Source organism: Candidatus Phycosocius spiralis (assembly GCF_030158815.1).
Classification (GTDB): domain Bacteria; phylum Pseudomonadota; class Alphaproteobacteria; order Caulobacterales; family Aquidulcibacteraceae; genus Aquidulcibacter; species Aquidulcibacter spiralis.
This window is the reverse complement of record NZ_BPFZ01000043.1, coordinates 1-255: the sequence shown is the minus strand read 5'-3', so window position 1 is coordinate 255 and position 255 is coordinate 1. Positions and strand designations below refer to the sequence as shown.

The 255-nt window shown below is 54.5% G+C and carries 1 protein-coding gene; it reads right to left on the bottom strand.

Annotated elements, in window-relative coordinates:
• Positions 1–255: integrase core domain-containing protein (locus tag PsB1_RS11800; protein ID WP_284361849.1), on the bottom strand; the 255-nt coding region annotated here is incomplete at both ends.

Here is a 255-nt window from a genome sequence, read left to right as displayed (position 1 = left end):
AGTCCTCCAACTTTTCGCAAGCATCTTGCAGGGACAAGAACCAGTGAGCGTTCAGACATTCGCTCCGGAGCTTGCTGTTGAACGCTTCGATGAACGCGTTGTCTGTGGGCTTGCCCGGCCGTGAGAAGTCTAGGGTCACGCCCCGTTGATACGCCCATAGATCCATGTCCCGCGAGATGAACTCGCTGCCATTATCTACACGGATGACTTTGGGATAGCCGATGACCCTGCACGTTTTTTCCAGTGTCGCAACGA